Genomic DNA, 13521 nt, shown 5'->3' on the forward strand with positions numbered 1-13521 from the left:
GCGCGTCCGGGTTTCGTCCATTGACGTTCGTCTTGCATTGCCGGACGGGGCGCAGGAGACCTTGGTAATTGCCGGCTCATCCCCAATTAGGCAAAACAATTGCTCTACAATCTTTGGTCTTCTATCGGCCGGGCGTCACGCTCCGGTCCCGTGCAAAGCTGTCCGCGAGAAATCAATGGTCCCGCACTTAGTTACGGCGTTGAGTGGCCCTCTGCTCGATCTCGAGCGGAAAATCCTCGAGGCCACGCCAGCCATCGAGCGGTGGTTCCGTCTCGAATGGCAAGAGCACACGCCGCCGTTTTACTGTTCCGTCGATCTGCGTAACGCAGGGTTCAAGCTCGCGCCTGTCGACACCAACCTCTTTCCCGGCGGATTCAACAATCTGCCGCAGGAAGTGCTGCCGCTCGCCGTGCAGGCGGCCATGGCGTCCATCGAGAAGATCTGTCCCGACGCGAAGAATCTGCTCGTGATTCCGGAGCGCCACACGCGCAACGCGTTCTATCTGGAAAACGTCGCGCGGCTCGCGACCATCATGCGGCAGGCGGGACTGAACGTCCGCTTCGGCACGCTCGATGAAAACATCCACGGCCCGGTGACGATTCCGCTCGCCGACGGCCAGAAGATCGTGCTGGAGCCGCTCGAACGCACGCCGCGCAGGCTCGGGCTGAAGAACTTCGATCCCTGCTCGATTCTGCTCAACAACGACCTTTCGGCGGGTATTCCGCCTGTCCTCGAAAACCTGCACGAGCAGTATCTGCTGCCGCCGCTGCATGCGGGGTGGGCCGTGCGCCGCAAATCGACGCACTTCGCCTGCTATGACGACGTGGCGAAGAAGTTCGCGAAGATGGTCGAGATCGATCCGTGGATGGTGAACCCGTACTTCGCGCATGTGGAAGGCGTGGACTACGAAGCGCGCACGGGCGAAGAGGCGCTCGCGGACGCCATCGACGGCGTTATCAAGAAGATCGCGAAGAAGTACCGCGAATACGGCATCAGCGAGAAGCCGTACGTGGTCATCAAGGCCGACGCCGGCACGTACGGCAAGGGCGTGATGACCGTGCACGACGCGAGCGAAGTGGCCGCGCTCACGAAGCGCGAGCGCGCGAAGATGAACGACGCGAAGGACGGCCTGCAAGTCCACGACGTGATCGTGCAGGAAGGCGTGCATACCTTCGAGCGCGTGGAGAACGCGGTGGCGGAGCCGGTCGTGTACATGATCGACCGGTATGTCGTCGGCGGGTTTTATCGCGTACACGATTCTCGCGAGCGCGATCAGAACCTGAACGCGCCGGGCATGCACTTCGTGCCGCTCGGTTTCGAGCATACGGCGCTTCCGGACGCGCACGCGAAGCCAGGCGCCGCGCCGCCGAACCGCTTCTACATGTACGGCGTCGTCGCGCGGCTGGGGCTGCTCGCGGCGTCGGTGGAACTCGAAAAGACCGATCCGGAAGCCATTCAGGTATAAGCGCGCGGCTTGCGGTAAGCTCGCAGGCCGCGTGAACCCAAGCGAAGACCATGGACATTCTTTTTATCGCCGACCCGCTCGATCACTTCAAGATCTACAAGGACACGACCTACGCGATGATGGCCGAAGCCGCGCGCCGCGGTCACGTGCTCTACGCGTGCGAGCCGCAGCACCTCGCGTGGACGGGCAGCGCGGTCGAGGCGAACGTGCGCCGCATCCAGATTGTCGGCGACGAAGCGGACAGCGACCGCTCGCCGTGGTTTTCGGCGGCGGAGCCCGAAAATCTGCCGCTCGCGAAGTTCGGCGCGGTGCTGATGCGCAAGGACCCGCCGTTCGACCTCGAATACGTGAACGCCACCTGGCTGCTCGAAATCGCCGAGCGCGCGGGCGCGCGCGTGTTCAACAAGCCGCAGGCCATTCGCGATCATTCGGAGAAACTCGCCATTGCCGAATGGCCGCAGTTCGTCGCGCCGACGCTCGTCACCCGGGACCCGGCGCGCTTGCGTGCATTTCACGCCGAGCACGGCGATGTCATTCTGAAGCCGCTCGACGGCATGGGCGGCATGGGCGTGTTCCGCGTGAAGGCGGACGGCATGAATCTCGGTTCGATCATCGAGATGCTGAGCGAGAACGGCGCGCGCATGGTGATGGCGCAGAAGTTCATCCCCGAGATATCGGATGGCGACAAGCGCATTCTGGTGATCGGCGGCGAGCCCGTGCCGTATTCGCTCGCGCGTATTCCTCAAGGCAGCGAAGTGCGCGGCAATCTCGCGGCGGGCGGGCTCGGCCGTGCGCAGCCGTTGACGGCGCGCGACCGCGAGATCGCCGAAACGCTCGGTCCGGTGCTGAAGGCGCGCGGACTGCTGCTCGCCGGGCTCGACGCCATCGGCGACTATCTCACCGAAGTCAACGTGACGAGCCCGACATGCTTTCGCGAGATCATGGATCAGACGGGCTTTGACGTGGCGGGCATGTTCATCGACGCGCTGGAGCGCGCAGCCGGCTGACGCCTCTCGCCGCATGCGCCTCCATGCGTTTGGCGCACTGCAAAACGCGCGCTGCCAGCACTGTTACAATTGACTTCCCGATGGCTTGCGATCTGGGGCTGGAACAGCTTCTGCAAGCCGGCAAGACGGGAAGGCCGCTTGCGCCCGCCGGTTGATTTCCCGACCGGCCGGATGCATATATGGCCTGTAACACGCGACGCTCGCGCGTTTCGAGCGATCTCTGACGTATTCGTCGCTACAGAGGTAGCAATCCCGACATGGCTGGCATTCTGATCATCGCGCACGCACCATTCGCCACGGCGCTTCGTGAGTGCGTCGCTCATATCTACGGCGGCTTGCCCGCGCGCATCGGCGTCATCGACGTGACCGCCGACTGCGATCCGGTGGAGGTCCGCGCATTCGCCCGCTCGGAAATCGACCGCCTGAAGGAAGACAACGGCGCGATCGTGCTCACCGACGTCTTCGGCGCGACGCCCGCCAACATCGCGGCGAGCCTCGCTGAAGCCGACGTGCGCGTGCTCGCGGGCGTGAATCTGCCGATGCTCGTGCGCGCCGTCTGCTATCGCGCCACGCCGCTCGACACGCTCACGGAGAAAATCCTGCAAGGCGGGTCGAAGGGAATCCAGGAGCTCGATTCTTCCACGCCGCTCAATCCTTGCGCGCTTGCAACCAAGGTGGCCGGCTCGCCGGATCCCGCCTGTTCCGCGAGCGCCGATCTCGCCGCCGCGAAGGCGGCCAGCCACTGACGCCGCTTCCCTCATCCATTCGCGTTCCGGAGCATCATGCAGCAACAAGAAACAACTATCGTGAACAAGCTCGGGCTGCACGCGCGGGCATCCGCGAAGCTCACGCAACTCGCCGGCAACTATCAGTCTGAAATCTGGATGAGCCGCAACGGCCGCCGCATCAACGCGAAGAGCATCATGGGCGTGATGATGCTGGCAGCGGGCATTGGCAGCACGGTGACGATCGAAACCGAAGGCCCGGACGAAGCCGAAGCCATGCAGGCGATACTCGGCCTGATCGCCGACAAGTTCGGGGAAGGGCAGTAAGCGCATCATCGAAAGCCGTACGCATGCAACGAAAAGCCGCGCATCGACGCGGCTTTTTTGCGGCCGCTTCATTTGGTCTCGCGGTAACGCGGGGAAATCGCCTCGTTCCCGCCGCGACAGGCCGTGCAGGGACTTTCCATAGGTTCGAACTTATAATTGCCTGTGCGGCCAAGCGCCCGCCGCGGGTCTGAGAGGCCGCGGATACATCACAACTAGAGGAGGTGCGCGTGTCCTTCACGCTGCATGGAATTCCCGTATCACGAGGCATCGCCATCGGGCGAGCGTATCTCATTGCGCCGGCCGCGCTCGACGTCGCCCATTATCTGATCGAGCCGGATCAGATCGACGCGGAAATCGCGCGTTTCCATGCGGCGCAGGCCGCCGTAGCGCAGGAACTCGAAGCACTGCGGGAAGACCTCTCCGCCGACGCGCCGACCGAAATGGGCGCGTTCATCGACGTCCACATGATGATCCTGAACGACGCCATGCTCGTGCAGGAGACCATCGACCTCATTCGCGCGCGCCGCTACAACGTCGAATGGGCGCTTACCGAACAACTCGAAATTCTGGGCAGCTTCTTCGACGACATCGAAGACGAATACCTGCGCGAGCGCAAGGCGGACATTCAGCAAGTCGTGGAGCGCCTGCTGAAGGCGCTGGCGGGTGCGCCGACGGCGGCGTCGCTCGTCGTGCACACGGCCGCGAGCAACGGACACAACGAGATGATCGTCGTCGCGCACGATATCGCGCCGGCCGACATGCTCCAGTTCAAGACGCAGGCGTTCAAGGGCTTCGTGACCGATCTCGGCGGGCGCACGTCGCATACGGCGATCGTCGCGCGCAGCCTCGGAATTCCGGCGTCGGTCGGCGTGCAGCAGGCGAGCGCGCTGATTCGCCAGAACGATCTCATCATCGTGGACGGGGATCATGGCATCGTGATCGTCGATCCGGCGCCCATCGTTCTCGAAGAATATTCGTATCGGCAAAGCGAAAAGCTGCTGGAACAGCGCAAGCTCCAGCGCCTCAAGTTTTCGCCGACGCAGACGCTCTGCGGGACGAAGATCGAGCTATGCGCGAACATCGAACTGCCGGACGACGCGCAAGTCGCAGTCGAAGCCGGCGCGATGGGCGTCGGCCTCTTTCGCACCGAGTTCCTGTTCATGAATCACAAGGACCAGCTGCCGGAAGAGGAGGAGCAGTTCGAGGCGTACAAGCGCGCGGTCGAGCTGATGAACGGCAAGCCGGTGACGATCCGCACCATCGACGTGGGCGCGGACAAGCCGCTCGATTCCATGACCGGCGGCGACGGTTACGAAACCGCGCCGAACCCGGCGCTCGGCTTGCGCGCGATCCGCTGGAGCCTGTCCGAGCCGCAAATGTTCGTGACGCAACTACGCGCGATTCTGCGCGCGTCGGCGTTCGGCCCGACCAAGATTCTGATACCGATGCTGGCGCACGCGCAGGAGATCGATCAGACGCTCGATTTGATCCGCGAAGCGAAGCGCCAGCTCGACGACGCGGGCATCGCGTATGACCGCAAGGTGCAGATCGGCGCGATGATCGAGATTCCGGCGGCGGCTATCGCGGTGCGGCTGTTCCTGAGCCGGCTCGATTTCCTGTCGATCGGCACGAACGATTTGATCCAGTACACGCTCGCCATCGACCGCGCGGACAACTCCGTCGCGCATCTTTACGACCCGCTGCATCCGGCGGTGTTGCATCTGATCGCGCTGACCTTGCGCGAGGCGAAGCGCGCAGGTGTTCCCGTCTCGGTATGCGGCGAAATGGCGGGCGATCCGGCCGTCACGCGCCTGTTGCTCGGACTGGGCCTGACCGAATTCTCGATGCATCCGAGCCAATTGCTCGTGGTGAAGCAGGAGATCTTGCGCTCGAATCTGAAGGCGCTGGAGAAGCCGGTTGCCGACGTGCTCGCGGCGTACGAGCCGGCCGAGCTTCAGGCTGCGCTCGCGCGTTTGCAGAAAGCCTGAGCTTTAGAGATGACGCGCGCCGCAGACCGGGCAATCCGGCTGCCGCGCGATCTTCATCGTGTTCCATTCCATGCGCAGCGAGTCGAGCATCATCAGCCGGCCAGCGAGCGTTTCCCCGAATCCGCCGATCACGCGCAGGGCTTCGGCCGCCTGCATCGCGCCGATGATGCCGACCGTCGGCGAGAACACGCCCATCGTCGAGCACGCGACTTCCTCGAACGCCTGATCCGGCGGAAACACGCATGCGTAGCAGGGCGACGCGGGCGAGCGAAAGTCGAATGTGCTGATCTGTCCGTCGAAGCGCAAGGCCGCGCCCGACACGAGCGGCACGCCATGCGCGACGCACGCGGCGTTGATCGCGTGGCGCGTGGCGAAGTTGTCGCTGCAATCGAGCACGACGCTCGCGTGCGGCACGTTGGCGTCGAGCCAGGCGGCGTCGGCTCGGGCGTTGATCGCCTGAATTTCGATGTCCGGGTTCAGCGCGTGCAGCGTGTGTCGTGCGGATTCCACTTTCGGTTGACCGACCGATTGCGTCGCATGGACGATCTGCCGCTGGAGGTTCGTGAGGTCGACGGTATCGGCATCGACGAGCGTGAGCTTGCCGACGCCCGCCGCGGCCAGATACATCGCGGCCGGCGCGCCCAGTCCGCCCGCGCCGACGATGATCGCGTGCGCATCGAGGAAGCGCTGCTGCGCTTCGATGCCGATTTCATCGACGAGAATGTGGCGGGAATAGCGGAGGAGTTGGTCGTCGTTCATCGGCTCGGGGGTGCTGCGAGGGGCGCGGGGAGACGGTGCGGTTCCGAGAGATTCTAAGCTAGAAGATGCGCCGTCCATTGAATTCGAGGTGCCATGTTCTGCATGCGCTCGTTTCTCGACTCCGGGAACAAAGATGGCGACCGGGCTGGTTTAAGCGGACTCCGATAGCGACCACAATGCCCGTGCGCTGAAATGTTCTAGAGTTTCACTAGCGAGCAATAAGGACAACAAAGGATGAGAGATGCAAGCGGTCGCGAAGCCGCGCGCCTTGGCGACAAGACCGACCACGGCGGCGTAGTCATTCAAGCGGCGCCAGATTTCAGGCATTTAGGGATTCCCATCGCGCTCGATCAACACCTGACCGAGTGCCCGAAGTGCGGCGGAACGTCTCCAATCATCGCTTCCGGCAGCATGACCCATAAAGGACGGCGTGTCGCGTACATCGGCGACAAGACGGCTTGCGGTGCAACGCTAGTTAAGCCGTGAGGACGTAATCCATGTTCAACCCGCTGCAAAGCCGCACGCTGAGAATCGAGTGTCAGGCGCTGCCTACCTGGGGCGGCAACGAGATCCTCATCCCTCAGCGGGTGCGGGGCGTCGAGGCGCTCGGCGAGCTGTTTCAATATGAGGTGGACTTCACGTCCGTCGACAGCCCGACGTTTCGCATCTGGGACGCACGCAAGCTCCTCAAGCCTGATGATTTGATTGGTAAAACGATCGCCATCCAGATCGAATTCGAGGGCAAGGGAACGTTCATTCCCGGGCTACCCGGCGATCTCGGCGCGGGCAACGTCGGCGCAGGGGTGCGCACGATCAACGGCATCATCACCGAAGTGCAGCAGACCGGCAGCGATGACCGGCGCGTCTACTACCGGTTCACGGTAAGGCCGTGGCTGTGGCTCGCCACGCAGAATCGAGATAGCCGGGTGTTTCAGGATATGAGCGTCTTGGACGTAACCGAGAGTGTTCTCAAGAGCGGAAACTATAAGTTCCCGTGGAAGACGCGCCTGGCAGCGGTCGCGCTGAACAACAACGTCTTTCCGAAGCGCGACTTCATCCGACAGTTCTGGCAGAGCGACTACGAATTCTTACAGCAACTCTGGACCGAGTGGGGCATCTACTACCACTTCGATGGCATGACGCTCATGCTGTGCGATTCGCCCGGCTCGCACAAGAAGCACGGCAACGCCTACGACACGGTCCTGTATCACGCGCCCGAAGATAAACGCATCGACGAGGAGCATATCCATAGCCTCAAGGTGCTGCGCCAGATCACCCCGGGCGACGTGACGGTCAACGACTACGACTACACGTTATCGAACGGTTCGTTCGATCGCAACCAGCAACGTTACAGCGCGTCGTCGTTCGACAACATCGCGCAGTACCACTGGGGCGATTACACGCAGCCGCTCGCAGGCGCGATGGGACTGGACGGCCAGCCGAACGATCATCGCAATGAGGCCGATTATCTGGCGCGCGTGCGCGTGGAGGCGCTGCGCAGCGAAGGCTTTCGTGTGCACGCCACGGCGAACGCGCGCGGCATCATGACGGGCAGAAGGCTCAAGATCGAGGGGCATCCCGAGCACAAGCTGAATGCCGACTATCTCGTGGTGTCGACCTCGATCGACATCCGCAATCCCGATGAGCTCACGGCCACGCCCGGCAGCGATGCGCAGTACCACTGCGTGACGGAGATGGTGCTGCAGCCGGCCACCATCTTCTTCAAGCTGGTGCCGACGCAAAAGCCACGTGCCCATCCGGAGACGGCGGTCGTCGTTGGACCCGAGAAACAACCGCTGTGGCTGGACGGTTACGCGCGCGTACGCGTGCAGTTCAAGTGGGACAGGCTCGGGCAGATGGACCAGAACTCGAGCTGCTGGGTGCGCGTATCGCTGCCGTGGCACGGCGGGCCGCATAGCTTCGTGTCGGTGCCGCGCATCGGGGACGAAGTGACCATCGGCTATCACGAGGGCGATCCGGACAAGCCGTTCGTGATGTCGAGCAAGGTCAATCAGTTCAATCCGCCGCCGTTCGAGCTGCCGAAGAACATGGCGCTCACGGGGCTGGTGAGCCATGCGTTGCAGGGGCAGGGGCACAACTATGTCGTGACCGATGACACGCCCGGTCAGCAGCAGGTGCAGGTGGCGAGTGATCAGGCGAACTCGCGGCTCGTGCTGGGTTACAACACGCGAATCGTGTACCAGGCAGGGCGCCAGCAGGCGCGGGGGCTCGGCTGGGAACTAGCCACGGATGCGTGGGGCGTGTTGCGGGCGAATCGGGGCATGCTCATCAGCACCGAGACGCGTGACGCGGCGACCGCCCCGGCGAGGGACATGGGCGAGACCTTGGCGCGGCTCACGCAGGCGCGCGATGTCCACGAGAGTATGGTCCAACTCGCGCGGCAGCACGGGGCGCAGGACGCAAGCGGTAATCAAAGCGAGGTGGCGAAGTCCATCAAGACGGCCAACGACGAGCTACGCGGCACCGGCAAGGCGAACCGGAACGCAGGCGACTTTCCCGAATTCGCTGCGCCGCATCTGACACTGGCGAGTCCGGCCGGTATCCAAACAACGGCGGCGGGCAGCACACACATTGCGAGCGACCGAGACTTTGCGGTGACGACGGGCGGAAACGTCAGTTTCGCGGCGGCGCGGTCGTTCTTTGCAAGCGTCATGACTGGCTTCGCGCTGTTCGTGCGCAAGGCGGGAATCAAGCTCGTGGCAGCGGCAGGAAAAATCCGTATCGAGGCGCAAGCCGATGGTGCGCAGATTGTGGCCAAGCAAAACGCGGACATCATTAGTTCAGACGGCTGGATCAATCTAACTGCCGCCAAGGGCGTCCGCATCAATGGGGGCGGTAGTGCCATTGAGATCAGCGCGCAAGGCTTGATGGGCTATACCAACGGTGCGTTTCTCGTTCATGCGGCGAGTCATTCGACGGACGCACCGAAGGAGAAGCCGGTCAAGATGACACTGACGGATGTTGGGGATGCGAAGGTGGCTGAGGTGTTCACGCTCGTGGACAACCGTTCTGGTCTGCTGATCCCAAATCAGCCATACCGCATTACGCTCGACGACGGACAGGTCGTTCAAGGGCGGACCGACGCCGATGGGCGAACGGCGCTCGTGTTATCCGAGTCGATCCAAGCCGCGACAGTCGAGATACTCCATAACGACGGCACGGGAAATCCGGTTGCCATTCTCCCGGCTATGTTGACGATGCCAGCAGACGAAGTGCAGGCGCCTACTATGGTCAGTCAAAGGAAGGAGGTTAGCCCAATCAACGGTCGGGACCTCCGGCGCAATGAGGCAGACCAACTCAAGTTCGATTGGTATCTCGCTTCGTGCCAGCCCTACAACTGGGGAATGCGGTACAGCACGAGGAAAAGCAAAGACTCGGCGCGTCTTGACTTCCCGGTGATGCGCCATTACGCGGTTGAACTGAGAGATGTATTGATCGAGCAGATCAAATGGGGAGACAACTACTTCGGAAAAGGCACCCCGACGTTGACCATCACGCCGATCTGGAAGGAGGTCACGGCGCTCATGCCGAATGGTAAAACGGACAACATCAAGTGGGTTCAGGTGGACGAGGACGGAACCAAGGAACTATCGAAACGAATAAAGCAGGTTCTGGCTAAAACTCTTACCTCTAGTGAGTCCGGTGCCTTTGCGCTTCCAAGCGATGCTCTGCCTGATGTTATCGTCACAAATCAAAAACTGAGAGACGATGCGCAAGGTGAGTTCTCGGGTTCGACCTGGACTCTCCAAGTTAGTACGGCCACGTTCAAGCAATTATTCGTAAGTTCCGACAGGAAGGAGGCGTCTCTACGCGAATTCGATGCAAGGGTTGCGCTGCGAGACTTTGCGGATACCATTTATCACGAAACGCGTCATTGTCAACAATATTTCTGGATATATGCAATGGCGCAGAAACCCGAGGAAAACTTTCCAAGAACGCCAAGGATTCTGTATTGGCCCGGGCTTGTCGTAGCAGGACAGAATCCCAAGGCTTTCGATGTGGTGCGAATAGCGAGAGAACAAGTGCTGCCTGACGATAACCTCGCATTGGCGGGGCTAAAAAGGATGGCGGCGGGGATGTACGTGTGGAACCTAGGTAGTTGGAAACGCTACAACCAGCAGGCGCCTCAGAAATGGTATCCCGCTCCCATCGCAACTACAGAGGAGGAATTCGAAAGCGAGTATAAGAACGCGTTCGATCAGGCAGCGGAAATCTTGCACACAGTTGGAGCGGGAGGCACACAAATCGATGTCGAAAACATGGTCTACGAACACACGAGCGAGGGTTATAAATCTCGTCCATGGGAAGACGATGCGTTCTACTGTGGCGAGAACGCAGGTAGTTATTGGCTCAAAGATGAGGCACCTGATGGCATGTCTGATAGTCAGTGCAGCCGCGCTTATGCATCCGCATATCACGCGCGCGCAGGCGCTTCAACCGTCAACAGCGCAGGCAGCAACGGAAACAGGCAAGAAGGCTAATATGTCGCCGAGCTATGAAATCAATCAACATGAGATTACTGCGGACAGCCGCACGCGGCTTATAGAACTCGCGAAGATCGGGGTAGCGTGGGTTGCGGGTAGAGCACGGTTGGAAGACGTTGAAAAGCGTTTCGGTGCGTCACGGCTCATTGGACCACTGGACGATGAAAAGACGTACTCCTTCAGCAACAGTGACTATGGCGTATTCTTCAATTGGAATCCGCGCCTCGAGAATGCGAACCAGCGACTTGGGAGTAGGACGGTCGAGATTCGACTACAGTCTGACACCCGAGTCAAGATCAAAGGTGACGAATTGATGGAGGCATTGGGTCTTCGGCCAACCAAGGCCGGGGAACTTATTGATGGAGTGAGAAGGGAATCGCTAGAACATTACGCTTTCGTTCCAATCCCTGATGCAAACGCAAATCGCGTCCATTTGAATTACCGATTACCGCAGGCGGACGATTCGGATTTTGAAGTGTATGCGGGCTTCGAATATGAACGCTTTCCCGGACAGTTAAACACAGCGGTCGACAACATGGACAGTTTTCGACAATTGGAGGTTTCGCGCCAATACCTCACACCCGAGGAACTAAACCAGCGTAATCATGCAAAGCGCCAGAAGTACGGCTATATGGATCTGCGAACGGGCATGCTATGCCCCGAAACTGGATGGTGGGAAGGATGGACGATACACAATCATGTCGATAAAGCGATCATACGCGCGGGCCAGGCTTTTCCCAAAGCCAACCTACCGATAGGCGCCAATGCATCGCAAGGCGCGTGGTTTGTCGACGCTCAATGGCTGTGGCACGGTCCGTATGAGGAGGAGGGCGACACTTGACGGCGTGGGTTAGAAAGCTGCACGGTAACGGCGCTATCGCCTTAACCCCAGTTTCTCGAAGCTCACCAACATACGCCGTCTTCTGCTGCCGCTTCGTCCGCTAATCCTGGATACACAGACGCGATGCGTGCGTAGCCAAGCTTCGCGGCGCGATGCCGCGAAGCCCTCGACCAAAATTACTTCGACTGCTGAGCCGTAGGCGACGAAGCCGGCGCCGCGCCCGATGCCGGCGACGAACCCGGCGTCGCGGGCAATGCCGGCTGAGCCACCACCGGCGCCGATGCCGAACGCGCCGGCTTGTTCTGCGCGAGCTTGCGTTCGCTGAACGACTTCGACTCCACGACCGTCTTGCCTTCCAGCTTGTTCAGCGCCTGCTGAAGCATGAAGTCGTCGTTGCTGCCGAACTCCACCGGCTTGCGGTCGCGGTCCTTGCGGCGCTGCTCCGGCGTCTTCTTGTCGTTCTGCTCTTCCAGCAGACGCAGTTGATCCAGACGATCCTGCTCGCGCTGCTCCTGTTCCTTCTTCTCGTTCGGATCCTGCGTGTTCGCGAGGTGATTCGAATAATCCACTTCGCGGGTCACGAGCGCGTCGTCCGGATCGCCGTCCGCGTATTGATCGACCGGCACGTCCGGGCGCACGCCCTGATTCTGGATCGACTTGCCGCTCGGCGTGTAGTAGTACGCCGTCGTCAAACGCAGCGCGGTGTCGGCGGTCATGGGACGAACCGTCTGCACCGAGCCCTTGCCGAACGTCGTCTTGCCGACGATCAGCGCGCGATGATGATCCTGCAGCGCGCCCGCGACGATCTCCGAAGCGGAAGCCGAATACGCGTTGGTCAGCACGACCATCGGCACCTTCTTGAAGATGTCCGGCACGTTCTTCAGCGGATCGGAATCGAAGGAAGGCAGGCGATAGTTGTCGTAGGTATCGCGGAACGTCTGCTTCGCGTCCGCGATTTGTCCATTCGTCGAAACGACGACCGCGTTATCCGGAAGGAACGCGCCCGCCACACCGACCGCGCTCTGCAGCAAGCCACCGCCGTTATTACGCAGGTCGAGCACGAGACCCTTCAGGTTCGGCTGCTGACGCGCGAGGTCTTGCAGCTTCGCCGCGAGATCCGGCACCGTGCGCTCCTGGAAGCTCGTGATGCGGACGTAGCCATAGCCCGGCTCCGGCACCTTCATCTTGACCGACTGCACGCGGATCAGCGCGCGCGTGACGGTGAGCGGGAACGTGCGGTCGTCGCTCTTGCGGAAGATGGTCAGCGTGACCTTGGTGCCCGGTTCGCCGCGCATCTGCTTGACGGCCTTGTCGAGCGTCATGCCGCGCACCGGCTTGTCGTTGATGCGCGTGATGAGGTCGCCTGGACGGATGCCGGCGCGGAACGCGGGCGTGTCTTCGATCGGCGAGATGACCTTGATGAGCCCGTCTTCCGACGAAATTTCGATGCCCAAGCCCGCGAATCGGCCCTTGGTCTGTTCCTGAAGCTCTTCGTAGTCCGTCTTGTCGAGATACGACGAGTGCGGATCGAGGCTCGACACCATGCCCTTGATCGCGGCGGTGAGCAGCTTCTTGTCGTCGACGGGCTCGACGTATTCGTGCTTGATCTGCCCGAACACTTCGGCGAAGAGCCGCAGTTGATCGAGCGGAAGCGGTGACGATGCGGCTTGCTGAGCGGACGCGGAGATCTGCAGGGTTGCGAGCGCGCCAGCAGCAACGCCTGCGGCGATCAGGCTGAAGTTTTTCAGGTTCTTTCGCATAGAGGAGTGCGTGCGGAATCGAATGGGCTGCATCGTGGGTGACGGGCCAGTATACCCGCTCGCTTTCAAAGGCGACTTAAACGCAACTTAAATGCCTGGCGCCGCGTGCCGCGACAACTATCGCTCGTTGCGGGCGACGCACGC

Annotated in this window: 10 protein-coding genes; 8 read left to right on the forward strand and 2 right to left on the reverse strand. The window is 61.4% G+C overall.

From position 1 onward, the window contains the following. Nucleotides 1-175: 175 nt before the first annotated feature. From gshA to ptsP, 5 genes are all read left to right on the forward strand, one after another. Complete coding sequence (gene gshA, locus NCR37_RS01040; RefSeq protein WP_175939214.1) at nt 176-1465, forward strand: glutamate--cysteine ligase; 1290 nt, start codon at nt 176-178, stop codon at nt 1463-1465. 50 nt (nt 1466-1515) lie between these two features. Continuing rightward, nucleotides 1516-2472, forward strand: a complete 957-nt coding sequence (gshB, locus tag NCR37_RS01045; RefSeq protein WP_250471122.1) for a glutathione synthase — start codon at nt 1516-1518, stop codon at nt 2470-2472. Between the two features lie 257 nt (nt 2473-2729). Further along, entirely contained in the window at nt 2730-3218 is a 489-nt protein-coding gene (locus NCR37_RS01050; RefSeq protein WP_248321004.1) for a PTS sugar transporter subunit IIA, read from the forward strand. A 36-nt stretch (nt 3219-3254) separates the two neighbouring features. After that, complete coding sequence (locus NCR37_RS01055) at nt 3255-3524, forward strand: HPr family phosphocarrier protein (RefSeq protein WP_159835102.1); 270 nt, start codon at nt 3255-3257, stop codon at nt 3522-3524. A 227-nt stretch (nt 3525-3751) separates the two neighbouring features. Further along, nucleotides 3752-5512, forward strand: a complete 1761-nt coding sequence (gene ptsP, locus NCR37_RS01060; RefSeq protein WP_250471123.1) for a phosphoenolpyruvate--protein phosphotransferase — start codon at nt 3752-3754, stop codon at nt 5510-5512. Nucleotides 5513-5515: 3 nt separating this feature from the next. On the opposite strand, the gene NCR37_RS01065 is transcribed toward ptsP, so the two are convergent. Continuing rightward, nucleotides 5516-6271 carry a HesA/MoeB/ThiF family protein gene (locus NCR37_RS01065; protein ID WP_250471124.1) on the reverse strand — a complete coding sequence of 252 codons (756 nt, stop codon included), beginning with the start codon at nt 6269-6271 and terminating at the stop codon, nt 5516-5518. Between the two features lie 234 nt (nt 6272-6505). Between NCR37_RS01065 and NCR37_RS01070 the strand changes: the two genes are divergently transcribed. From NCR37_RS01070 to NCR37_RS01080, 3 genes are read left to right on the forward strand one after another with little or no spacing between them, the layout of a single operon-like run. Then, a complete protein-coding gene (locus NCR37_RS01070) occupies nt 6506-6757 on the forward strand; it encodes a PAAR domain-containing protein (RefSeq protein WP_250471125.1) in 252 nt (83 codons plus the stop codon). Between the two features lie 11 nt (nt 6758-6768). After that, complete coding sequence (locus NCR37_RS01075) at nt 6769-10773, forward strand: type VI secretion system Vgr family protein (RefSeq protein WP_250471126.1); 4005 nt, start codon at nt 6769-6771, stop codon at nt 10771-10773. 1 nt (nt 10774) lies between these two features. Beyond that, the gene (locus tag NCR37_RS01080) at nt 10775-11617 is read left to right on the forward strand and encodes a hypothetical protein (protein WP_250471127.1); all 843 of its coding nucleotides are present in this window, start codon (nt 10775-10777) and stop codon (nt 11615-11617) included. A gap of 176 nt (nt 11618-11793) precedes the next feature. Here NCR37_RS01080 and NCR37_RS01085 read toward each other — a convergent pair whose 3' ends face one another. Next, nucleotides 11794-13377 carry a S41 family peptidase gene (locus NCR37_RS01085; protein WP_250471128.1) on the reverse strand — a complete coding sequence of 528 codons (1584 nt, stop codon included), beginning with the start codon at nt 13375-13377 and terminating at the stop codon, nt 11794-11796. Nucleotides 13378-13521 lie beyond the last annotated feature (144 nt).

It is taken from the genome of Caballeronia sp. GAFFF1, from assembly GCF_023630705.1.
Classification (GTDB): Bacteria; Pseudomonadota; Gammaproteobacteria; order Burkholderiales; family Burkholderiaceae; genus Caballeronia.

What these genes read in the sequence shown, in the direction of transcription:
- gshA (WP_175939214.1), top strand. Translation starts at nt 176, where the DNA reads ATGGTCCCGCACTTAGTTACGGCGTTGAGTGGCCCTCTGCTCGATCTC.
- gshB (WP_250471122.1), top strand. Translation starts at nt 1,516, where the DNA reads ATGGACATTCTTTTTATCGCCGACCCGCTCGATCACTTCAAGATCTAC.
- NCR37_RS01050 (WP_248321004.1), top strand. Translation starts at nt 2,730, where the DNA reads ATGGCTGGCATTCTGATCATCGCGCACGCACCATTCGCCACGGCGCTT.
- NCR37_RS01055 (WP_159835102.1), top strand. Translation starts at nt 3,255, where the DNA reads ATGCAGCAACAAGAAACAACTATCGTGAACAAGCTCGGGCTGCACGCG.
- NCR37_RS01065 (WP_250471124.1), bottom strand. Translation starts at nt 6,271, where the DNA reads ATGAACGACGACCAACTCCTCCGCTATTCCCGCCACATTCTCGTCGAT.
- NCR37_RS01070 (WP_250471125.1), top strand. Translation starts at nt 6,506, where the DNA reads ATGAGAGATGCAAGCGGTCGCGAAGCCGCGCGCCTTGGCGACAAGACC.
- NCR37_RS01075 (WP_250471126.1), top strand. Translation starts at nt 6,769, where the DNA reads ATGTTCAACCCGCTGCAAAGCCGCACGCTGAGAATCGAGTGTCAGGCG.
- NCR37_RS01080 (WP_250471127.1), top strand. Translation starts at nt 10,775, where the DNA reads ATGTCGCCGAGCTATGAAATCAATCAACATGAGATTACTGCGGACAGC.
- NCR37_RS01085 (WP_250471128.1), bottom strand. Translation starts at nt 13,377, where the DNA reads ATGCGAAAGAACCTGAAAAACTTCAGCCTGATCGCCGCAGGCGTTGCT.